This is a genomic window from Bordetella genomosp. 13 (assembly GCF_002119665.1).
In the GTDB taxonomy this organism is placed as follows: Bacteria; Pseudomonadota; Gammaproteobacteria; order Burkholderiales; family Burkholderiaceae_B; genus Bordetella.
Window position 1 is genome coordinate 1,130,246 of record NZ_CP021111.1, and the last position, 20,132, is coordinate 1,150,377.

Here is a 20,132-nt window from a genome sequence, read left to right on the forward strand (position 1 = left end):
TGGCCCGAGTGTAGTGGCTGGCGGTCGCGGCGCCACTATCTACCGCCCGCCACGCGGTAGATCCGCCGTATGCCGAACAGCGCGATGCCGCCCATGATGGCCGCCACGAAGGCCAGGCCGCCCTGCAGGGTGGACACATGCGTCAGCGCACCGATGGCCGGCGGCCCGAACAGCATGCCCGCGTAGGCGAACTGCGCCACGCCCGCCACCCCTGCGGCAGCGCTCATGCCGGGCAGCCTGGACCCGGCAAGAAAGAAGAACGGCATGAAGTTCGCCACGCCCAGTCCCATCAGCGCGAAGCCCAGCAGGCTGGTGGCGGGCGCGGGACTTGCCAGGGCCAGCACGATCCCAGCGAAACCCAGCCATGCTCCGGCCGACAGCAGCGTGTGCTCGGACAGCCGGCGGCGCAGGAAGTCGGCGCTGAAGCGGCCGGCCGCCATGCCGCCCGAGAACGCGGCGTAGCCGTAGCCGCTGGCTTCCAGCGACACCCCGGCCACGTCGCGCATGTAGATGGCGGCCCAGTCGTACATCGCTCCTTCGCACACCAGCCCCAGGAAGGCGATGCCGCCCAGTATCCAAAGGGCCCGCGGTATGCGGCGGGATGCGGCGTGGCCCTCGGGCCGCGGCGGGGCAGGGGGATCGGCAACCAGGCGAGGCGAGGCCGCCATCGCGGTGGCGGCCAGCAGCCCCGCCACGAGGGCGGCGTGGGCCTGCAGTGTCCAGCCCATCGACAGCACCGCGCCGCCCAACGCCGCGCCCACCATGCCTCCCACGCTGAAGACGCCATGCATGGTCGACATGATGGGTCGTTCGCCGTGCGCTTCGACGTGCGCGGCCTGCACGTTCATGGCCACGTCGAAGGCCGCCATCGCCATGCCGAAGGCGATCAGCACGGCAAGCAGGGCCGCGAAGCGGCCGGGAAAGGGAATGGCCAGCAGCGTGGCGGCATAGACGAGGCTGCCGAGCGTCATGGCGCGGGCGCTGCCGACCCGGGACACCCAGCGGCCGACGTGCTTCATCGCCATCACGGCTCCGCCCGCCACGCACAGCATTGCCACGGACATCATGGCGTCGGTGGCGCCGAAGGCGGCCTTGAGGGCGGGGATCTGTACACCCCAGGTGGCGAAGGTGGCGCCATTCATGAAGAACTGCGCCATGGTGGGGAGCGTGGCGCGCCGGGCGGCGGCCGCTGAAACTGCAACAGAGGTCATGGAGGGCTGGGACGGTCCTTGGTCGCCTTGGCCTGCTCCAGCATGTGCCGTGCCTGGGCGGTCAGGGTGTCCAGGATGCGGTGCAGCGCCACGCGATCGTCGGGAGACAGGCAACCCTCCAGCGCCCTCTGCCGGTGCTGCGTGCCGCGCAGTCCTCGCTCCATCACCTTCATCCCCGCGGAGGTCAGCGACACGATGGAGCGCCGGCGGTCGGCCTCGTCGGTGGACTGCGTCAGCAGGCCGAGCTGCTCCGTCTCGAAGACGGCGCGGCTGACCTGGCTCTTGTCCAGATGCGAGAAGCGGGCGATGTCCGAGGCGGTGCAGTGGCCGAGCCGGTGCACGGTGATCATCGTGCGCCATTGGCGGCTGCTCAGGCCCAGGTCGTTGCTGACCGAGGCGTCCACCATGCGACCCAGCAGCTGCGCGAGCACCGAAGTCTTGAAGGTGATGAGCTCTTCTACGGAGATTCGTTTCTGCATGTCATCTCGATTTCAACTGTTGCGATAGCAACCAATTATGTTTTAGTATGCCGCCACTATTACACCGATACCGGAGACGCGGATGCAAGTGAACAGAGAGGGCCGGACGCGCCGGCGGATGCTGGCCGCCATGATGGCGCTGCCCGCAGCGGCGGCGATGCGCGCCGCCTGTGCCCAGCCCGGCTGGCCGACGCAGCCCGTCAAGATCGTTGTCCCGCAAGGGCCCGGTTCGGGCAGCGACGTGCTGGCGCGCCTGGTGGGCCAGTATCTGGGCCAGATATTGGGCCAGCCTGTTGTGGTAGAGAACAAGGTGGGCGGCGGGGGCGTGATCGGCCACGAGGCCGTGCTGCGCGGCCACGACAATCACACCTTCGTCTTCAGTTCGACCGCGCCTCTGTTCGTGGTGCCGGCGCTGAACAAGGCGGCCGTGTACCGCTACGCGGACTTCGTGCCGGTGGCCTCGGTCATGCAGGCGCCGTTCGTCGTGCTGGTGCCCAATACCGAAACCGCGCCGAAGACGTTGAAGGAACTGATCGCCAGCCTGCGGGCCAAGCCCCAGGCGTATTCGTCGGCGGGCTACGGCACCATGACCCACCTGGCCAGCCAGATGCTGCTGCAGAGCGCCGGCGTGAAGGCCACCCACGTGCCGTACAAGGGCAGCGGCGCCTCGCTGAACGACCTGATCGGCCAGCAGGTGTCCTTCTCCACCGACTCGTTGACTGCTTCCATGCCGTTGATCAAGGGCGGCCGCCTGCGCCCGCTGGCGGTGACGGGGCCCCGGCGCGAGAAGTCGCTGCCCGACGTGCCCACGCTCGAAGAGTCCGGCTTTGCCGGCCTGCGCATTGCGGTGATCGGCGGCCTGTTCGCGCCCAGGGACGCGACGCAGCCGGCCATCGACGGCATGGCCGAGGCCATGGCGACGGTCATGCGCAACCCCGAGGTGCGTCAACGCTTCGCCACGCTGGAAACGGAACCGCTGAACGTGTCCCGGCAGGACTTCGCGGCCCTGATGGCCAAGGAAGAACCGCGCTGGGTGGCCGCCGCCGCGCAGCTGGAACCCGAGTCGCGCCAATGACGTCCGCGTTGGAAGGCCTGGCGCGCGTGGCGTTCGACGCGCGTGGGCGCGGCGTGCTGGACGGCGTGCGGGTGCTGGACCTGAGCCGGCTGGTGGCCGGCAACATGTTGACGCTGCAGTTGGCGGACTTCGGCGCCGACGTCATCAAGGTCGAGCCGGCTGCCGAGGGCGACACGCTGCGACAGTGGGGCCAGCCGCACCCCGACCATCCCGACGGCTTCGACGGCTGGTGGCAGGTGTATGCGCGCAACAAGCGCAGCCTCGCGCTGAACCTGCGCAGCCCGGATGCCATCGCGCTGCTGCGCAGGCTGTGCGCCACGGCGGACGTGCTGGTGGAGAGTTTCCGCCCCGGCACGCTCGAGGCCATGGGGCTGGATCCGCAGCAGCTGCTTGGCGAGAATGCCCATCTGATCATCGTGCGGCTGTCGGGCTGGGGCCAGACGGGGCCGTACAAAGACTATCCCGGTTTCGGCAGCCTGATCGAAGGCTTCTCGGGCTATGCCTTGAAAGGCAGCGACGGCGATGGCAGGCCGGTGCTGCCGGGCATCGCGCTGGCGGACATGGTGGCGGGCATGACGGGCGCCTTCGCGGTGATGACGGCGCTGCGCGAGGTGGAAGTGAACAAGGGCCGCGGACAGGTGATAGACCTGTCGCTGCTCGAGCCCATGCTGGCCGTCATGGGCCCCGACGTGACGAACTATGCGCACACCGGCGTGACCACGCGGCCGGGGGTGAAGATCGCCTCGCCACGGGGCGTGTACCGTTGCGCGGACGGGCAGTGGGTGGCCATGTCCGGATCCACCGACGCCATGGCGCGCAAGGTGTTCCAGGCCATCGGCAAGGCTGGGCTGTACGAAGACGAGCGGTATCGCAGCAACGCTGCCCGCCTGGCCCACGACGAAGAGATAGACGCCATGGTGCAGGCCTTCATCGGCCGGATGGATCTGGACGCCTGCCTGGCGCATTTCCGCGGGCATGGCGTCACGGTGGGCCCGGTCTATGACGCGGCCGGCGTGTACCGCGATGCGCACGTGCGCGGTCGCGGCGTCTATGTGGCGGCCAGCGACGATCTACATGATGAACGGGCAGTGGCCATGCACGCAGTGGTGCCGCGGTTCAGCGAGACGCCGGGCACGCTGCGCCGTCGCGCGCCGGCACACGCCGAACATACCCGCGACATCCTGACGGACCTGGGCCTGAGCCAGGCCGAGATACAGGACCTGCACGAACAAGGACATATCCGATGCCGATGAGCGACCTGCGATCCCTGCTGTTCCTGCCTGCCACGGCGCAGGCCTTCATCGAGCGCGCGCACGAGCGCGGCGCGGATGCGGTGATCGTCGACCTGGAGGATTCGGTGCTGCCCGAGCAGAAAGAGGCGGCCCGACGACAGGCCGCCGAGGCGGTGCGCCTGCTGTCCGGACGCGGCCTGCCGGTGCTGCTGCGCGTGAACGCGGACCCCGCGGCGTGGCGAGCCGACCTGAAGGAGGTCGACCTGCGCTGCGTGCAGGCCATCATGCTGCCGAAAGTCGAGGCGCCCGCGCAGGTGATCGAACTGGCCGATGCGCTGGCCGCGCTGGAGCGGCAGCAGGACGTGCAGGCGACTGTGCGCATCGCGGCGCTGATCGAGTCGCCGCTGGGCGTGGTGCGCGCCACCGAGATCGCGCAGAGCTCGCGGCGGCTGTACGCGCTGGGCTTCGGCGCCGAGGACTATGCGGCCGCGATGTCGGTGACGCCCGAGCCCGCCAACCTGCGCACGGCGGCGCAGTACGTCGCCATCAACGCGCGCGCCTTCGGGCTGGCCGGCTGGGGCCTGGCCGACAGCATCGCCAACCTGACGGACATGGCGCGTTTCGAAGCCTCGGTGCGCGAGGCGCGCAACCTGGGGTTCAGCGGCAGCGTGGCCATTCATCCGCGCCAGGTGCCCGTGATCAATCGCGGCTTCGCGCCCACGCCCGAGGAACTGGAGTGGGCGGCCCGGGTAGTCGCCGCCGCCCAGGCGGGGCGCCAGGAAGGCAAGGGCGTGGTGGTGGTGGACGGCCGCATGATCGACCAGCCGCTGGTGGAACGGGCCAAGGGGTGGTTGGAGCGCTCGCGTGACGAAGGGGCGTCATCTGCGCAGCCGGATACCGGCGCGCCCGCGCGCGGATGATTGCGCCGCGGGCGGCGGCACGCGAGCCGCCCGCGCCTGTGCCTACGCCTAGCTGCGATAGCTGGGATCGCGGCGGTCCAGGAAGCGCAGCATCGCCGGCCACTCCATCTCGCCGAAGGGCCGGCGCGTGGTCGGCTTGTACAGGTGGCAGGTCTTGTCGATGACCGCCTGCGGCGGCGTGACCAACTTCGTTCCGCCGGCCATGGCGTCGACCTGCGCCTTGCAGGCCATCTCCAGCCAGTAAAGGCTATTGAACGCCTGCGCGATGGTCGGGCAGGCCACCAGCAGCCCGTGGTTGCGCAGGATCATCGCTTCCTTGTCGCCCAGGTCGCGCACCAGCCGGCTGCGCTCGTCCAGGTCGATCGCGACACTCTCGTAGTCGTGATAGGCGATGTCGGCGAAGCGCATCGAGGTCTGCGTCAGCGGTAGCAGGCCGCATTCCATGGCCGACACCGCCATGCCCGCGCGCGTGTGCGTGTGGATGACACAGCCCACGTCGTGGCGCGCGCCGTGCACGGCGCTGTGGATCACGTAGCCCGCCTGGTTGATGCCGAATTCGGGATTCGGGTTGTGCAGCACGTTTCCTTCGATGTCGATGCGCACCAGGCTGGATGCGGTGATCTCTTCGTACAGCATGCCGTACGGGTTGATCAGCAGTTCGTCGTCGGTGTTTGGGATGCGCGCCGTGATGTGGTTGTAGATCAGGTCGCTCATGCCGTAGGCCGCCACCAGGCGGTAGCACGCGGCCAGGTCGACGCGCAGCTGCCATTCCGAATCGGGAATGCCCAGCGGGCGTTCGGGCAGCGGATGTGGTTGGTTCATTGTGATTTCGCTCCGGAGTCTTTGACCAGCCGGCCCCACATGGCGTAGTCGTCTTTCATCATAGTCGCGAACGCGGCCGGGCTCTGGCTGAGGCGCACTTCCGATCCCAGCGCGATCATTTTCTGGCGCACCTGCGGGTCGTTCATCACGGCCTGCGTCGTGTCGAACACCTTGCGCACGACGGGCTCGGGCGTGCCGGCGGGCGCGAACAGGCCCAGCCAGGCCCCGACCTCAAAGCCCGGGAAGCCCTGCTCGGCCACCGTGGGCACGTCGGGCGCCAGGTCGGTGCGCTGTCCTTTGCTGACCGCCAGCGCGCGCAGACGCTGGCTCTGAAGCATGGTCAGCTGCGACGCGAGCGTGTCGAACGTCATGTCGACATTGCCGCCCACCACGTCGGCCTGGCTCTGCGAACTGCCCTTGTAGGGTACGTGCGTCAGCTTCATGCCGGTCTTGGCCTGCAGCATGGCCATGATGAGATGGCTGTTGGTGCCGACGCCGGTGCTGGCGTAGGTCAGCTTGCCGGGCTCGGCCTTGGCTTGCGCGATCAGTTCCTGCAGCGTCCGGGCCTTGAAGTCGGGCCGAACCACCAGCGCGTACGGCAGCCAGGTAGTCTGCGTGATGGGCGCGAAGCTGCGCGCGCTGTCGTAACCCACGTCGGCGTACATGTGGGGATTGATGCTCATGGGCCCCGAGGCGCTCAACAGCAGCGTGTGGCCGTCGGGCGGCATGCGCGAGGCGGCCGCCGCGCCCAGGCTGCCGCCCACGCCGGGCTTGTTCTCCACGATGACGGGCTGCCCCCAGCGTTTGCTGAACTGCTCGGCCAGCAGCCGGGCCACCATGTCGGTGGAGGTGCCCGGAGGAAAGCCGATGTACAGGCTGACGGGCTTCTGCGGCCAGTTGGTGGAGGCGGCGGGCGTATCGGCGGCTTGCGCTATGGGGCTCGCCAGGGCGAGGGCTGAACAGGCTGCGAGCGCGCCGACGGCGCGCGCAGCCAGGCTGCGTAGGGGTTGCATCTTGTCTCCGCTATGTCGTGGTGTGGCCGGCCCTGCATTGGGGCCTGCCTGTAGCGTAGGGGTTGGATGCGGACGACGGTATTCGAAATGCGGAAAGGCGGCGTTAGCTGCTGCCTAATGGGCGGTGAGCGCAGGGCGCAAATGAAAGCGGCCGCCCGGCCGCGCATCGCGCAGCGGGGCGGCCGTTGGCCGTGCGGGATGTTAGAAGTCGATCTGGGCGGACAGCAGGACGGTGCGGGGAGCGGCGGCCTGGGCGAAGGTGCCGCTGGCCAGCCAGTAGTCGCGGCCGGTCACGTTCTCGATGTTGGCGCGGAACACGACCGAGCGACCCAGCACTTCGGTGCGGTAGCGGGCGCCCACGTCGAAGCGGGTCCACGACGGCAGTTCCAGTGTGTTCTCGGGGTTGAAGGGCGTGGCTGCGGTGTGGATGACCCGGGCGTTCAGGCCCAGGCCGGGCACCCACGGCAGGTCCCAATCCACGCCGGCGCTGAAGGCGCGCTTGGGCACGCCGTTGGCGTCGTTGCCGTCGTTCAAGCCGCCTGCGGTGCCATGCAGCGTGGCATCGTAGAAGGTGGCGCTGGCCATCAGGCGCAGGCCTCGCGTCACTTCTCCGATGGCTGTCAGCTCCAGGCCGCGGTTGCGCTGCTCGCCGTTCATGCTGTAGATGTTGCTGACCGGATCGGTCACCGCGTTCGGACGTTCGATCTGGAAGACCGCGATGCTCGTCATCAGCGAGCGGTTCCAGTCGACCTTCACGCCTGCTTCGTATTGCTTGGATTTGTAGGGCGCGAAGACTTCGCCGGCGTTGGCGGCCGTGGCCGGAGCGGTATTGCCGCGGGTCAGGCCGGCGGTGTAGTTGCCGTATACCGACACGTTCTGCAGCGGCTTGACCACGATGCCAGCCACCGGCGAATTGGCGCTCTCGTCATACGAACCGGTGACATCGCCGGCCGTATTAAAGTTGTCCACGGACACATTCTGGTGACGCAGGCCGCCGGTCAGGAAGATGCGGTCATTCAGGAACGAGACCGTGTCGGTGACGGCGAAGCTGGACAGCTCGGTCTCCGAGGCCTTGCGTGGGCCATGACGGTCGCCGCTCATCGGGTTCAGCGCCACGGGGTTGTAGATGTTGGACGCAACCGACTCGCTGGCCGGGGCCGACAGGTAGAAGTTGCCTTCTTCCCTGTCTAGGCGCGTGCCCGACACCGTGACCATGTGCTTGACGCCGAAGGTGTTGAATTTCAGGCGCGTTCCGATCTCGCCGCTCTTGTTGCGCGAGTATGCGTCGTACCAGGCATTGGTGACGCGGAAATTGCCGTCCATGTCGGGGGCGTTCGCGCCGCGTGCCGCCGGGAAGTCCTGCTCGGTCAGCCCGTAGCGATAGCCGCCCGCGGCGTACACCATCACGTGATCGGAAATGTCGTATTCCAGGCGCGTGGCGACGGTGGAGTCGCGGATCATCAGCGCAGCATCGGGATAGGCGATGCGGTGGCCATCGGGAGCCTTCGGAATGCCGGTATTGGTGGGGCGGAAGCCGAACTGCGAGCGGAAGCCGTCCGTGTCCTCGCGTTGCGCATAGGTATCCAGCGACCAGCGCAGCTTGGGCGAGCGGTAGTCCAGGGCCAGGGCGCCGAAGCCGAACTTGCTGTACCCACTGTCCAGGTTGGTCTGGCCGTTCTTGTACACGCCGTTGAAGCGGATGCCCCATGCATTGTCGGTGCCGAAGCGGCGGCCCACGTCCAGCTGAGTGCCGAGCTGCGACTTGCTTTCGTACGTGGCAGTCACGCGCGTCAGGGGATCGTCGGTCGCGCGTTTCGTGACGATGTTGATGCTGCCGCCGATGCCGCCACTGGGGCTGATGCCGTACATCAGCGTGCCCGGACCCTTCAGCACCTCGACACGTTCCATGACGGCGGCGGGCATGCGGTTGCCCGAGGCGAGGCCGTACAGGCCGTTGAGACCCACGTCGTTGCTGGTCACGCCGAAGCCACGGATCTGGAATTCGTCGCTGAACGCGTTGGTGGAAGTCAGCGTGCGTACCGACGAATCGTTGACGACGACGTCGGCCAGCGTACGGGCCTGCTGGTCTTCGAGCAACTGCGAGGTGTAGTTGACCGTGCTGAACGGCGTGTCCATCACGTCCGAGGTACCCAGCACGCCCAGGCCGCCGCCCCGCGCGGCCTGGCCGCCGGCCATCGGAGCGGGCAGTTCGCCTTCCACGGCCGTGCCGGTCACGACCACCGGGGCCAGCTGCGTGGTGCTCGGTTCGGCCGCGTGGGCCGACAGCGGCAGCGCGATGCTGGGTGCGGCGGCCAGGGCGCTGATGGCTGCGCGGCCGGCCAGGCGGGCCGATGCCGCGCGCTGCAGGTTGCGTAGGGATTGGCGCTTCTGCGCCCGAAGGTGATTCATGGTCTGGCCTTTATTGGAGTGGAATGGCTAAGCGTGAAGGTCGTCCGAGATGTACTCCGCGCGCCTGTTTCAGGGGCATGGCGGCGTGCGGAGCCTGCCGGATGAGATGATGCGGAAAAGCGGAGGTCGACCGCGGGCGGCTCACCCGGTCTGGTGGCGGCCGCTTATGCGGCCGTGCCTACAGACGCGATTGCTGGTGCAGGCGATTGCGCGGCCGTGACCGGAATGGGCGCGTGCCGGATCGATGATCCGGTCGCCGCGGAGGCGGGTATGCCTTTGGAGGGGGGCGGAGGTAGATGCCGGCGTCGTCAAGTTTCAAGCCTTCTGCTACAGCCCGTCAGCGCACCAGCCGGAGGTGTGTAACGGGATATAAAAGTATTCTTGCTAATACGAATTGTTATTATTGCCGATTGTTCCGCAGATCTGTCAACACTGTGGGGGTCCACCTGATCCCCACGTGGCGGAATTGCAACGCGCCACGCATGCGAAGATACCGGGGGGGCGCGGTGCCCCGGCTTTGCAGAATTCCATGAGCGACATCTTTCACTTCGTACCGGGCAGCGCGCCGCTGCTGATCTCCATCCCCCACCTGGGCAGCATCGTCCCCGATGAGCTGCGCCCGTCGATGACCGAAGTCGGCCTGCGTTCCGGCGACACCGACTGGCACCTGGACCGGCTGTATGCCTTTGCCGAGAAGCTGGGCGCCTCTTTCCTGTGGGCGCGCTATTCGCGCTATGTGGTCGACCTGAACCGGCCGCCCAACGACGAAAGCCTGTATCCCGGCCAGGCCAAGACGGGGCTGTGCCCCACGCATACTTTCGATGGCCAGCCGCTGTACGCCGATGGCCGGGACCATATACCCGACGCCGAGCGCGATGCTCGCCGCGCGGCCTACTGGGATCCCTATCACGCCCAGCTGCGCGACGAGATCGAGCGCCTGCGCGCCATCCACGGCAAGGTGCTGCTGTGGGAGGCGCATTCGATCGCCAGCCTCATCCCGCGCCTGTTCGAGGGCAAGCTGCCCGACCTGAACATCGGCACGTCCAGCGGCGCCAGCTGCGCCCCGGCCATGGAGGCCGCGGTGCGCCGCGAGCTGGAAGCCTGCGACTACACCTGGGCGGTCAACGGCCGCTTCAAGGGCGGGTACATCACGCGGCATTACGGCGCGCCGCAGCGGAACGTGCACGCCATCCAGCTCGAGATGTGCCAGTCCACCTACATGGAAGAGCGCCATCCTTATGCCTGGCGCGACGGCGAGGCGGCCCGCGTGACGCCCGTGGTCGAGCGCCTGGTGCGGGCCGCGTTCGAACAGCTGTGACGCATGCGGCGCGTGCCGGCCGCCGCCCGCCCTACGGGGCAGGCGATGGCCGGTGCGCCGCGCCGCGTCAGGCCGGCAACTGCGGCAGCAGCTTGTCCAGCGTGACCGGGTAGTCGCGCACGCGCACGCCGGTAGCGTTGTGGATGGCGTTGGCGATGGCGGCGCCCACGCCGCACAGGCCGAGTTCGCCCACGCCCTTGGCCTTCATGGGCGAGGACATGGGGTCGGTCTCTTCCAGGAACACGACGTCCTGCCGCGGGATGTCGGCGTGCACCGGTACTTCGTAGCTCGCCATGTCGTGGTTGACGAAGAAGCCCACGCGCGGATCCACCTCCAGCGCCTCCATCAGCGCCGCGCCCACTCCCATGGTCATCGCGCCGATCACCTGGCTGCGCGCCGTCTTGGGATTGAGGATGCGGCCCGCGGAGCACACGGCCAGCATGCGCCGCACGCGCGTCTCGCCGGTGTACGGGTCGACGCCCACCTCGACGAAGTGCGCGGCGAAGGTGGACTGCTGGTAGCGCTTGTGCAGGTCGCCGAACTCGATGACGTCCTCGGCCGACAGCTCGCCCTGTGCCGCGATCTCGGCCAGCGCGATGCGGCGGCCGCCCTGCCGCACGCCGCCGTCGACGAACTCCGCCGTGGCGGCATCCAGCTCGGCACGCTGCGCGATCGCCTCGCGCAGCTTCACGCATGCGGCATAGACGCCGGCGGTGGAACTGTTGGCGCCCCATTGCCCGCCCGAGCCGGCCGACACCGGAAAGGACGAGTCCCCCAGCCGCACCTGCACGTCGCCGATGGGCACGCCCAGCATCTCGGCCGCGGTCTGCGCGATGATCGTGTAGCTGCCGGTACCGATGTCGGTCATGTCGGTCTCGACCACGATCTTGCCCGCGCGGTCCAGCCGCACGCGCGCGGCGGAGGTCATCACCAGGTTGTTGCGAAACCCCGAAGCGACGCCCATGCCGATCCACCAGCGTCCGTCGCGCCGCGCGCCCGGGCTGCCGGGACGGTCCTTCCAGCCGAACTGCTCGGCGCCCTGGCGCAGGCATTCCACCAGCCGGCGGCTGGAGAACTTGCGCTGCGGGTTGCCCGGGTCCACCTGCGTGTCGTTGCGGATGCGGAACTCCACGGGGTCCATGCCCAGCTTCTGCGCCATCTCGTCCATGGCGATTTCCAGGGCCATCAGGCCGGGCGCTTCGCCGGGCGCGCGCATGGCGTTGCCTTCGGGCAGGTCCAGCTGCGCCAGGTACAGCGCGGTCAGGCGGTTGGGACCGGCATACAGGTAGCGCGTCTGCTGCGTGGCGTCCTCCGGGCCGCCGCCCGGCAGATCGCCGGACCAGCTTTCGTGGCCGATGGCGGTCAGCGTGCCGTCGGGCGTGGCGCCGAGGCGGATGCGCTGGATGGTGGCGGGGCGGTGGGTGGTGTTGTTGAAGATCATCGGCCGCGGCAGCGCGACCTTGACCGGCCGGTCGACGGCGCGCGCGCCCAGCGCCGCCAGCAGCGCATCGGCGCGCAGGAAGAGCTTGCCGCCGAAGCCGCCGCCCACGTAGGGCGAGATCAGGCGCACCTTTTCCTTGGGGATGCCCAGCGTGGCGGCCAGATCGGTGCGGCCCCAGTCGATCATCTGGTTGGAGGTCCACAGCGTCACGCTGTCGCCTTGCCACGCCGCGATGGTGGCGTGCGGCTCCATCATGGTGTGAGCCTGGTCCGGCGTAGTGTAGGTGGCGTCCAGTTGCACCGGCGCGGCGGCGTAGGCGGACGCGAAGTCGCCCGTGCTGCTGCGGTTCCTTTCACCTTCGAGCGGCTTGGCCGCGCCGCGCGCCGACTCGAGGTGATAGGCGCCCCGCGCGGTGTCGTACTGCACGCGTACCAGGCGGGCGGCCGCGCGCGCCTGTTCGAAGGTTTCGGCCACCACCAGGGCGATGGCCTGGTGATAGTGCTGGATCTCGGGACCGCCAAGCAGCCGCGCGGTATTGCGGTCGCTCTGGCCGAGCTTGCCCGCGTCCTGCGCGGTAAGCACGGCCAAGACGCCGGGCGCCTGGCGCGCGGCCCGCAGGTCCATCGACACGATGCGGCCCTTGCCGATGGCCGATGCGACGGGATAGCCGTAGGCCGGACGCTGCGGCTCGTGCTGTTCATAGGCGTACGGCGCAAGGCCGCAAACCTTCAGCGGGCCGTCGACGCGGTCGAGGGCCTGGCCCACGAACTTCTGGCGGTCGATGGGATTCTGGGTGGCAGGGGTGTCGAATTTCATGCGGCGCTCCTTGCCTGGGTCAGGACGGCGTCGAGGGTGCGCTGCGCCAGCGTCACCTTGAACTCGTTCTCGTGGGTGGGCCGGGCCCCTGCCAGCAGGGCTTGCGCGGCGGGCCCGGCGCCTTGGCTCAATGCCGCGTCCGCGGCCGGCACGCGCCAGGGCATGGGCGCGACGCCGCCCAGCGCCACGCGGCCGCTGCCGTCGCGCTGCACCACTGCGCAGACGGACACCAGCGCGAACGCGAACGACGCCCGGTCGCGCACCTTGCGGTAGATGTGCGTGCCGCCCACGGGCGGCGGCAGCGTCACCGCGGTGATGAGTTCGCCCGAGGCCAGCACCGTCTCGACCTCCGGCGTGGTGCCGGGCAAGCGATAGAAGTCCGCGATGGGAATGGCGCGGCGCGCGCCGTCGGGACGGACGGTCTCGATTGTGGCGTCCAGCGCGCGCATGGCCACCGCCATGTCGCTGGGATGCACCGCGATGCAGTGCTCCGACGTGCCCAGCACGGCATGCTGGCGGCTGAAGCCCTGGACGGCCGAGCAGCCGCTGCCCGGCACGCGCTTGTTGCAGGGCTGGTTGGGGTCGTAAAAGTAGGGGCAGCGCGTGCGCTGCAGCAGATTGCCGGCCGTGGTGGCGCGATTGCGGATCTGCCCCGAAGCGCCAGCCAGGATGGCCCGCGCCACCACCGCGTAGTCGCGCCGCACGCGCGGGTCGGCGGCCAGGTCCGTGTTGCGGACCAGCGCCCCGATGCGCAGGCCGCCTTCGGGCGTTGCTTCGATCTGGTCCAGGCCGAGCCCGTTGACGTCCACCAGATGGGTCGGCGCCTCGACCTCGAGCTTCATCAGGTCCACCAGATTGGTGCCGCCGGCGATGAACTTGGCTCCGCGCACACCCTGTACCGCCGCGGCCGCCTGCGCCGGGTCGCGCGCGCGCTCGTAAGTGAATGGTTTCATGCGCGCTCCTGGGCATATTCCGCGATGGCGTCGGCGATGTTGGCGTAGGCGCCGCAGCGGCAGATGTTGCCGCTCATGCGTTCGCGGATCTCTTCGGCGGACAGCATGGGTTGTTCGGTGACGCTGGCGCTGACGTGGCTGGGCAGCCCTTGGCGAACCTCTTCCAGCATGGCGACGGCGGAGCATATCTGTCCCGGCGTGCAGTAGCCGCATTGATACCCGTCGTGCTTGACGAAGGCGGCCTGCAAGGGATGCATGGCCTCGGGCGTGCCCAGTCCTTCGATGGTGGTCACGCGCGCGCCTTCGTGCAGCACGGCCAGCGTCAGGCACGAGTTGATGCGACGGCCGTCCAGCAGCACCGTACAGGCGCCGCACTGGCCATGGTCGCAGCCCTTCTTGGTGCCCGTGAGCTGCAGGTGCTCGCGCAGCGCGTCCAGCAACGTGGTGCGCGGGTCGATGGCCAGCTTGCGCGGTTGGCCATTGATTTCGATGGTGATGGTGGTGGTCAGCGTCTGCGCGGTCGAGCCGCCGTTGAGCGTCTCGGCGGTGGCGAGGGGCACCGCCATCGCGCCGGCCGACGCCGCGCCGGCCTTGAGCAGCGCGCGGCGCGACAGATTGGCATCAAGAGGGGATTCCATGAGGGCTCCTGGTCTTGGCATACATAGTGGGGAAGCACGCGTAGCGGCTGCGCGTATGCAGGCACGTCCGCGACGCCGGCGTGGTTCACCGGCGGGAGCGGGCCGATGAGGGCAGCAGCAGGCCGCGCGGCGCTCTTCGATGATAAGAGCGGCGCCGGCGGTGAATAAGCCCGTCTTGTTGCATGCCGTTATCGAAACGGTTCATCAATGGCCGGCCGCCGCACCGGCATGGCCGGCTTCGCAAGGCGTGTGGTGCGAGGCTGCGCGAGGCAGCCGGCCGTGGCGTGGTTGCGGTCTGACGGCTTTGGTTACGGCCGGTTGATAATAGGCGCGGTTAGCGACGCTCGGCGGCCGTCCGTGGAAGAGACCGCGATTCAGGACGCGGCTATGGCCGGCTCGGTGTCGAGGCCGGCGTGCCTCACGCAGGCGGGTCGGTCGGCTGCCGGCCCACCATCCGGCGGATAACGCAGCGCGTCGACCAGCAGCCGCATGGCGGGAGACGGCTGCCGCCGGTTGGGGTAGTAGAGGTGATAGCCCGTCCACATCGGGCTCCAATCCTCCAGCACGCGCACCAGCCTGCCATCGTCCAGATGGGCTTGCACCATGCCTTCGGGGATGTACGCCAGGCCGAAGCCGTCGACGGCCGCGCGCAGGATCTGGTAGACGTCGTTGAATACCAATTGCCCGTCCACGCGCACACGCATGTCCTGCCCGTCCTTGCCGAACTCCCACGCGTACAGGCCGCCGCTGGTCGGCAGGCGCAGGTTGATGCACCGGTGGTCGACCAGTTCGTGCGGCGCTTGCGGCGGCGGACGCCTCGCGAAATAGCTTTTCGATCCGACCAGCGCAAAGCGCAGGTCGGGACTGATGCGCACCGCGATCATGTCGCGCGCCAGTTGTTCGCCCAGGCGCACGCCGGCGTCGCAGCGCTGCGCGACGATGTCGGCCAGGCCGTAGTCATTGATCAGTTCGACACGGATGTCGGGATAGCGGCGCAGGAAGGGCACGAGCCGTGGCCACAGCACCGTCTGGATGGTGTAGTCGGTGGCGCTGATGCGCAGGCTGCCCGCGGGATGTTCGCGGAACTGGCTGAGCTCCTGCAGTTCGGCCTCGATCTGTTCGAACTGCGGACTGATGCGCTCGAGCAGGCGTTCTCCCGCCTCGGTCGGTGATACGCTGCGGGTAGTGCGCGTCAGCAGCCGCACGCCCAGGCGGGCCTCCAGCCCCTTGATCGTATGGCTGAGCGCCGACTGCGAGACGCCGACTTGCGCCGCGGCGCGTGTGAAGCTGCGTTCGCGGGCGACCGCGATGAAGGCAAGCAGGTCGTTGAGATTGTCGCGCGGCAAAGTGTTGATCCCCATTTATGGCGGCAGGGTTGTCCTGGCGTCGAATGCGCGGTCCATGCCCTTGGAGAGTTGTAGAGACGCGGAAGGCGAAATAGTTCGCGCAAGGGGCGTGCGACTGGATGCGATGGCGCTGTACCGAGTCGTACCTGGTATCACGTCCGGCTGGCTATTCGGCCGGGCATGCGCCAGAATCGGGGCAAGCTCGCCGGGCCACGCGCTCGCTATTTCCGGAGGTGATGAATGCGAACGATGACGGTGTCGATAGTGGGGGCCATGATGGCCAGCGTGGCATGCCTGGCGCAGGCGGGCACGGCGGACCATACCGAGTGGAGCGACGTGCGCGCCGCGGGGTTTTCCGAAGCGGCGCAGGCCGCGCCATGCGGGGCGGCGCACGCCGTGGCCGCGAAGAACGAGCCCGGCGCGCAGCCGGCCCATCTGTACGATACGCTCGAGAGCCTGGTCAACAGCGGGCAGGTGCTGTATTTGCGCCATACGCTGACGGGCGCCGACCAGTGGCTGGCGCAGCCCACGGAAAAGGCCTGCGAACCGGGCGGCACCGCCCGGCGCGACAGCTCGGGCAAGTGCGCCTCGTAGGCATGCGCGGCGGCCCGCGCGCCTAGCGCGCCTTGCCGCGGCCGCTTTTCCTGGCGCCATCCAGGCGCGCCAGCAGCTGACCCGCCGGATCGCTGACATTGCACAGCTGTTCCAGCGCCGACAGCGCGTCCACATACGACAGGAACTGGTGCAGGTACCCGGGCGACAGCGAGCGCATCATCGACAGCGAGCGGTGCACCAGGTGGTTCGAATTCAGCGGGCCGGCATTCTCGGGCACCTTTTCCAGCGACTGCTGCATCTGCTTGTCGGCGCCGAGCCGGGTCCACAACGCCCGGAACTCATCCAGCGCTGCAAGTTCGGGATAGACGTCGCGCGGCGGGACCGTGCCGTCGTTGCGCACACTGCCGCGTGGCCGCTGAGCCAGATAGGCGGCCAGGCCGGCCAGGCTTTGCGGGGGCGAGGACGCGTCCGCGCGGGCGGCGGACGCCACGCGAGGCGAGGGCGCCGACACCTGCGCCACCTCGCCGGGCGCGGCCTGCTCGACCATGCGCGCATAGGCCTGCGCCAGGTCGGCCAGCCGCGCATCCACCCGCCTGCGAGCGGCGCCGTCCAGCGCTTCGGTACGCCGCGCCAGCGATTCCAGGAAGCGGAAACGCACCGGATCCAGGCGGTCGTGGCCGGCCGCCTGCCATGCCCGCAGCGCGGCGCGCGGATCATCCATGGGACGTGGCCGCATCGGCGGCGGCGGGCGCCTGGGGTTTCTGGACGGGCGCGATCTCCACGCGCCGGTTCCTCGCCCGGCCTTCCTCGTCGGCGTTCGACGCGGCCGGCTGCTCGGACCCGAAGGCGGCCGAGAAGACCGACGACGAAGGCACGCCTTCCTCGATCAGCACGCGCGTCACCGTCAGGGCACGCTGCGCGGACAGTTCCCAGTTGTCGGCGAAGCGCCGGTTGGTGTCGCGCACGGGCCGGTCGTCGGTGAAGCCGCTGACCATCAGCATCTCGTCACGGTCGCGCAGATACGCGGCAAGCGGCGCGGCCAGGCTCTTGATCAGTTCGCGGCCGTCGGGCTGCAGCCGGTCCGAATTGAGCGCGAACAGCACGTTGCCGTTGATGCCGATGCGGCCGTTGACCAGCGTGACGCGGCCCGAGGCCACCGGTCCGGCCAGCGCCTGCTCCAGCGCCTGCCGGCGCTGGGTCTCGGCCTGTCCCTGCTTGACCGCCTCTTCCAGGCGGGTGGCGAGGTCGAGCTGCATGCCCACCACGCCGACCAGGATCAGCACGAAGGCGCCCAGCAGCACCGACATCAGGTCGCCGAACACGGCCCATGCCGGAGCCGAGGACTCGAGGTCGGCGTCGAGGTCGTCTCTCATTGCGGCGTGGCGCCCGCGTCCGCCTGCCCGGCGGCAAGCTGCTGCAGGTCTTCGATGATCTGTTTCTGCGACAGCACGCTGAGATCGACGACCTCACGCGCCTGCGCCACGTAATAGGCCAGCTGTTCGTCGCTGCGGGCCATGGACTTGTCCAGCGCGGTCTCGATGCGCTGCAGGCGCTCGGCCAGCTGCTCGCTGGCCTGGCCGAACAGCTGCACGGCCGCGCCGAAGGCATCGCCCAGGCTCGCGATCTCGATGGCGCTGCCCGTGACCTGCGCGGCAGCGTCGGAGAGCCTGCCCGACTCGGTCTCGACCTGGCCGGCCACCTGTGAACTGGTGCGCTCCAGCATCTCGCCAGCGCGTGCGACCAGGGCATCGACCGCCGCGCGCTGCTCGTTGCCGGCCTGGGTAAGATTGCCCAGCAGCGCGTCCAGCGTCTCGAGCAGGCGGTTGCGTTCCTCGAGCATTTCGTTGTCGCGCGCCGTCGCCAGCGTGAGGCTGCGGCGCAATTCGTCGATGGCTTCCGCAGCCGCCTTGGGCGCCTGCGCGGCGGCTTCCACCAGACGGGTGACCTCGGCGACGGTGTCGCGGGCGTGCGCCTGCGTCTGCTCGGCCAGTTCGCGCGCGGTCTGCGCCAGGGATTCGCCCAGGCTCTGGTGTTGCTGCTCGGCCCGCTGGCCGGCCGTTTCCCAATCCTGGCGAAGGTCGTTCGCGATGGCGCCCAGCTTGTCGTGCCAGGCCTGCAGCCGCTGCTGGTCCTGCTCGGCCAGGGTGGACTGCAGCGCGGCATGCGACTGGTTCACCTCGCGCAGCAGGCTGGCCATGCGTTCCTCGAAACTGCCCGAGAAGCCGTCCAGCGCGGCGCGCAGGCCGCCGGCCAGGGCATCGCCCGCCTGCTGATGGCGCGCCAGGGCGTCGTTCCACTTGTCGGCCATCAAGGCGGCGGCGCCGTCCAGGCGCATGCCGAAGCCTTCCACCTGGCGCTGCGCCGCCTGGCCCACCGTCTCTTGCAGCGTTACGGCCTCGCGCGCCAGTCCGGCCAGCGTGCGCTCGACGGCGGGCGCGATGGCCTCGCCCGCGGCGCGCGCGGCGGCGGCGGCGTTGTCCTGCATGGCCTGTTCCATGGCCTGCGCCAGGCGTGCTCCCGCCTGCGCATGCGCCTGCAGGGTCTGGTCCATGGTCGCGGCCAACCGCTGGCCCGCGGCCACGTTCTCCTGCAGCGATTGTTCGAGCGCCTGGGCGAGCCGGCCGCCCGCCGCGGTGTTGTCCTGCAGGGCCTGGTCCATCGACTGGGCCAGGCGGGCCCCCGCGGCGGCGTGCTCCTGCAGCGCGCGGTCCATCGTCTGCACCAGTTGGTGTCCGGCCGCGACGTTCTCCTGGAGGGCCTTGTCCATCGCCTGGATCAACTGGCCGCCGGCGGCGGTGTTCTGCTGCAGGGCGCGGTCCATGGTCTGCACCAGCCGCTCGCCCGAGGCGGTGTTGTCCTGCAAGCTGCGTTCGACGGCCTGCACCAGGCGCTCGTGGGCCGCGTCGGCGCGGGCCTGGGCGTTCTCCTGGCCCGCCGCGATGCCTTCCTGAAGGCTGCGGTTCTGCTGGCCCATGTCCGCGGCCAGGGCCTGAAGCCGCTCGATCATGGCGGGCACGGCGTCCGTCTGGCGCTGCATCAGGCCGACCATCTGGGGCATTGCCTCGGTCTGGCGCTGGAGCAGGTCCACCATCTGTGGCATTGCCGCGGTCTGGCGCTGGAGCAGGTCCACCATGGCCGGCATGGTCTCGGCCTGGCGCTGCAACAGCCCGACCACCGTAGGCATCGCCTCGGCCTGGCGCTGCAGCAGTTCGATCATCGTGGGCATCGCGCCCGCCTGCCGCTGCAGCAGAGCCAGCACTTGTTCGCGCTGATGCGCCGGAGAATAGGCGCGCAGGCCCGTGGCGATGCGGGCGTCCAGGGCCTGCGAGGCGCGGATGCGTTCGCGCCGGCACAGCGCGGCCAGCAGTCCCAGCATGGCGGAGGCGGCCACGCCGGCCACCGACGTGCCGAACGCGAAGCCCAGGCCCTGCACGGGTGCGGCCAGCGAGGCGCGCATGGCCTGCAGGTCGGTCGCGCTTTCCAGTGCCGCGCCGGTCCCGCGCAGGGTGGCGACCATGCCCAGGAAGGTGCCCAGCATGCCCAGCAGCACCAGCAGGCCCACCAGGTAGGGCGTGAGCGACGGAGAGGGCAGGCCCACCCGCACGCCCTCGACGCGCAGGCGCACCGGATTGCGCAGACTGGGGTGCAGGCGCGCCAGCCATCCATCCAGGCCGGAGCTGCTGGCGGCGGCACCAGGTTCGGCGGACTCTGACGCCGCCAGCTCCAGCGTGCGCGTGGCCCGGCGATAGTGGCTCAGTTCAAGGGCGCCTGCCACGTAGACCAGGGCGATCAGCAGCGTGACGGACAGGGCCAGCGGATTCGTGCCGACATAGCCGGCGGCGATCCAGCACACGGCCGCAAGCCCGGCCAGGAAGATGGCGAAGGGAGCGAGGTATCGGGTCAT

17 protein-coding genes are annotated in these 20,132 nt (G+C 69.3%); 5 read left to right on the plus strand and 12 right to left on the minus strand.

The window, feature by feature from the left end:
* Positions 1-35: 35 nt before the first annotated feature.
* Both CAL15_RS05240 and CAL15_RS05245 read right to left on the minus strand, forming a co-directional pair.
* Positions 36-1,211, minus strand: a complete 1,176-nt coding sequence (locus CAL15_RS05240; RefSeq protein WP_086077613.1) for an MFS transporter — start codon at positions 1,209-1,211, stop codon at positions 36-38.
* On the minus strand, positions 1,208-1,690 hold the full coding sequence (locus CAL15_RS05245) for a MarR family winged helix-turn-helix transcriptional regulator (RefSeq protein ID WP_086077614.1): 483 nt from the start codon (positions 1,688-1,690) through the stop codon (positions 1,208-1,210). Before CAL15_RS05245 ends, CAL15_RS05240 begins: the two co-directional genes overlap by 4 nt.
* 82 nt (positions 1,691-1,772) lie before the next feature.
* On the opposite strand from CAL15_RS05245, the gene CAL15_RS05250 reads away from it, so the two are divergent.
* Genes CAL15_RS05250 through CAL15_RS05260 form a run of 3 tightly spaced genes read left to right on the plus strand, consistent with a single transcriptional unit; the run spans position 1,773 to position 4,917 of the window.
* Complete coding sequence (locus CAL15_RS05250; RefSeq protein ID WP_086077615.1) at positions 1,773-2,765, plus strand: tripartite tricarboxylate transporter substrate binding protein; 993 nt, start codon at positions 1,773-1,775, stop codon at positions 2,763-2,765.
* A complete protein-coding gene (locus CAL15_RS05255; RefSeq protein WP_086077616.1) occupies positions 2,762-4,018 on the plus strand; it encodes a CaiB/BaiF CoA transferase family protein in 1,257 nt (418 codons plus the stop codon). The genes CAL15_RS05250 and CAL15_RS05255 overlap by 4 nt, the downstream gene beginning before the upstream one ends.
* Positions 4,015-4,917, plus strand: coding sequence for an HpcH/HpaI aldolase/citrate lyase family protein (locus CAL15_RS05260; protein ID WP_157666600.1), 903 nt, complete (start codon positions 4,015-4,017; stop codon positions 4,915-4,917). The genes CAL15_RS05255 and CAL15_RS05260 overlap by 4 nt, the downstream gene beginning before the upstream one ends.
* A 48-nt stretch (positions 4,918-4,965) precedes the next feature.
* Here CAL15_RS05260 and CAL15_RS05265 read toward each other — a convergent pair whose 3' ends face one another.
* The 3 genes from CAL15_RS05265 to CAL15_RS05275 all read right to left on the minus strand — a co-directional run bounded on the left by CAL15_RS05265 (position 4,966) and on the right by CAL15_RS05275 (position 9,161).
* Positions 4,966-5,739, minus strand: a complete 774-nt coding sequence (locus CAL15_RS05265) for a class II aldolase/adducin family protein (RefSeq protein WP_086077618.1) — start codon at positions 5,737-5,739, stop codon at positions 4,966-4,968.
* Positions 5,736-6,752, minus strand: a complete 1,017-nt coding sequence (locus CAL15_RS05270) for a Bug family tripartite tricarboxylate transporter substrate binding protein (protein WP_086077619.1) — start codon at positions 6,750-6,752, stop codon at positions 5,736-5,738. The genes CAL15_RS05265 and CAL15_RS05270 overlap by 4 nt, the downstream gene beginning before the upstream one ends.
* 201 nt (positions 6,753-6,953) lie before the next feature.
* A complete protein-coding gene (locus CAL15_RS05275; RefSeq protein WP_086077620.1) occupies positions 6,954-9,161 on the minus strand; it encodes a TonB-dependent receptor in 2,208 nt (735 codons plus the stop codon).
* A gap of 529 nt (positions 9,162-9,690) precedes the next feature.
* On the opposite strand from CAL15_RS05275, the gene hutG reads away from it, so the two are divergent.
* Positions 9,691-10,479: an N-formylglutamate deformylase gene (gene hutG, locus CAL15_RS05280; protein WP_086077621.1), complete on the plus strand. Its 789-nt coding sequence runs from the start codon at positions 9,691-9,693 to the stop codon at positions 10,477-10,479.
* Between the two features lie 67 nt (positions 10,480-10,546).
* Here hutG and paoC read toward each other — a convergent pair whose 3' ends face one another.
* From paoC to CAL15_RS05300, 4 genes are all read right to left on the minus strand, one after another.
* Entirely contained in the window at positions 10,547-12,736 is a 2,190-nt protein-coding gene (paoC, locus tag CAL15_RS05285) for an aldehyde oxidoreductase molybdenum-binding subunit PaoC (RefSeq protein ID WP_086077622.1), read from the minus strand.
* On the minus strand, positions 12,733-13,689 hold the full coding sequence (locus CAL15_RS05290; protein ID WP_086077623.1) for an FAD binding domain-containing protein: 957 nt from the start codon (positions 13,687-13,689) through the stop codon (positions 12,733-12,735). Before CAL15_RS05290 ends, paoC begins: the two co-directional genes overlap by 4 nt.
* Positions 13,686-14,327 (minus strand): aldehyde dehydrogenase iron-sulfur subunit PaoA, encoded by a 642-nt coding sequence (gene paoA, locus CAL15_RS05295; RefSeq protein WP_086077624.1) that lies wholly within the window; start codon positions 14,325-14,327, stop codon positions 13,686-13,688. The genes CAL15_RS05290 and paoA overlap by 4 nt, the downstream gene beginning before the upstream one ends.
* Before the next feature lie 374 nt (positions 14,328-14,701).
* Positions 14,702-15,673 carry a LysR family transcriptional regulator gene (locus CAL15_RS05300; RefSeq protein ID WP_086080937.1) on the minus strand — a complete coding sequence of 324 codons (972 nt, stop codon included), beginning with the start codon at positions 15,671-15,673 and terminating at the stop codon, positions 14,702-14,704.
* A 240-nt stretch (positions 15,674-15,913) separates the two neighbouring features.
* Between CAL15_RS05300 and CAL15_RS05305 the strand changes: the two genes are divergently transcribed.
* The gene (locus CAL15_RS05305) at positions 15,914-16,267 is read left to right on the plus strand and encodes a hypothetical protein (RefSeq protein ID WP_157666601.1); all 354 of its coding nucleotides are present in this window, start codon (positions 15,914-15,916) and stop codon (positions 16,265-16,267) included.
* A gap of 22 nt (positions 16,268-16,289) precedes the next feature.
* Here CAL15_RS05305 and CAL15_RS05310 read toward each other — a convergent pair whose 3' ends face one another.
* The 3 genes from CAL15_RS05310 to CAL15_RS05320 are packed head-to-tail and all read right to left on the minus strand — an operon-like array spanning position 16,290 to position 20,132.
* The gene (locus CAL15_RS05310) at positions 16,290-16,949 is read right to left on the minus strand and encodes a DUF2894 domain-containing protein (protein WP_232468123.1); all 660 of its coding nucleotides are present in this window, start codon (positions 16,947-16,949) and stop codon (positions 16,290-16,292) included.
* Positions 16,942-17,601 carry an OmpA family protein gene (locus CAL15_RS05315; RefSeq protein WP_086077627.1) on the minus strand — a complete coding sequence of 220 codons (660 nt, stop codon included), beginning with the start codon at positions 17,599-17,601 and terminating at the stop codon, positions 16,942-16,944. Before CAL15_RS05315 ends, CAL15_RS05310 begins: the two co-directional genes overlap by 8 nt.
* Entirely contained in the window at positions 17,598-20,132 is a 2,535-nt protein-coding gene (locus tag CAL15_RS05320; protein ID WP_086077628.1) for a DUF802 domain-containing protein, read from the minus strand. The genes CAL15_RS05315 and CAL15_RS05320 overlap by 4 nt, the downstream gene beginning before the upstream one ends.

Bases quoted from the DNA above. Each gene is read 5' to 3' on its own strand.
- CAL15_RS05240 (WP_086077613.1), bottom strand. From the start codon at position 1,211: ATGACCTCTGTTGCAGTTTCAGCGGCCGCCGCCCGGCGCGCCACGCTC.
- CAL15_RS05245 (WP_086077614.1), bottom strand. From the start codon at position 1,690: ATGCAGAAACGAATCTCCGTAGAAGAGCTCATCACCTTCAAGACTTCG.
- CAL15_RS05250 (WP_086077615.1), top strand. From the start codon at position 1,773: ATGCAAGTGAACAGAGAGGGCCGGACGCGCCGGCGGATGCTGGCCGCC.
- CAL15_RS05255 (WP_086077616.1), top strand. From the start codon at position 2,762: ATGACGTCCGCGTTGGAAGGCCTGGCGCGCGTGGCGTTCGACGCGCGT.
- CAL15_RS05260 (WP_157666600.1), top strand. From the start codon at position 4,015: ATGAGCGACCTGCGATCCCTGCTGTTCCTGCCTGCCACGGCGCAGGCC.
- CAL15_RS05265 (WP_086077618.1), bottom strand. From the start codon at position 5,739: ATGAACCAACCACATCCGCTGCCCGAACGCCCGCTGGGCATTCCCGAT.
- CAL15_RS05270 (WP_086077619.1), bottom strand. From the start codon at position 6,752: ATGCAACCCCTACGCAGCCTGGCTGCGCGCGCCGTCGGCGCGCTCGCA.
- CAL15_RS05275 (WP_086077620.1), bottom strand. From the start codon at position 9,161: ATGAATCACCTTCGGGCGCAGAAGCGCCAATCCCTACGCAACCTGCAG.
- hutG (WP_086077621.1), top strand. From the start codon at position 9,691: ATGAGCGACATCTTTCACTTCGTACCGGGCAGCGCGCCGCTGCTGATC.
- paoC (WP_086077622.1), bottom strand. From the start codon at position 12,736: ATGAAATTCGACACCCCTGCCACCCAGAATCCCATCGACCGCCAGAAG.
- CAL15_RS05290 (WP_086077623.1), bottom strand. From the start codon at position 13,689: ATGAAACCATTCACTTACGAGCGCGCGCGCGACCCGGCGCAGGCGGCC.
- paoA (WP_086077624.1), bottom strand. From the start codon at position 14,327: ATGGAATCCCCTCTTGATGCCAATCTGTCGCGCCGCGCGCTGCTCAAG.
- CAL15_RS05305 (WP_157666601.1), top strand. From the start codon at position 15,914: ATGCGAACGATGACGGTGTCGATAGTGGGGGCCATGATGGCCAGCGTG.
- CAL15_RS05310 (WP_232468123.1), bottom strand. From the start codon at position 16,949: ATGGATGATCCGCGCGCCGCGCTGCGGGCATGGCAGGCGGCCGGCCAC.
- CAL15_RS05315 (WP_086077627.1), bottom strand. From the start codon at position 17,601: ATGAGAGACGACCTCGACGCCGACCTCGAGTCCTCGGCTCCGGCATGG.
- CAL15_RS05320 (WP_086077628.1), bottom strand. From the start codon at position 20,132: ATGACCCGATACCTCGCTCCCTTCGCCATCTTCCTGGCCGGGCTTGCG.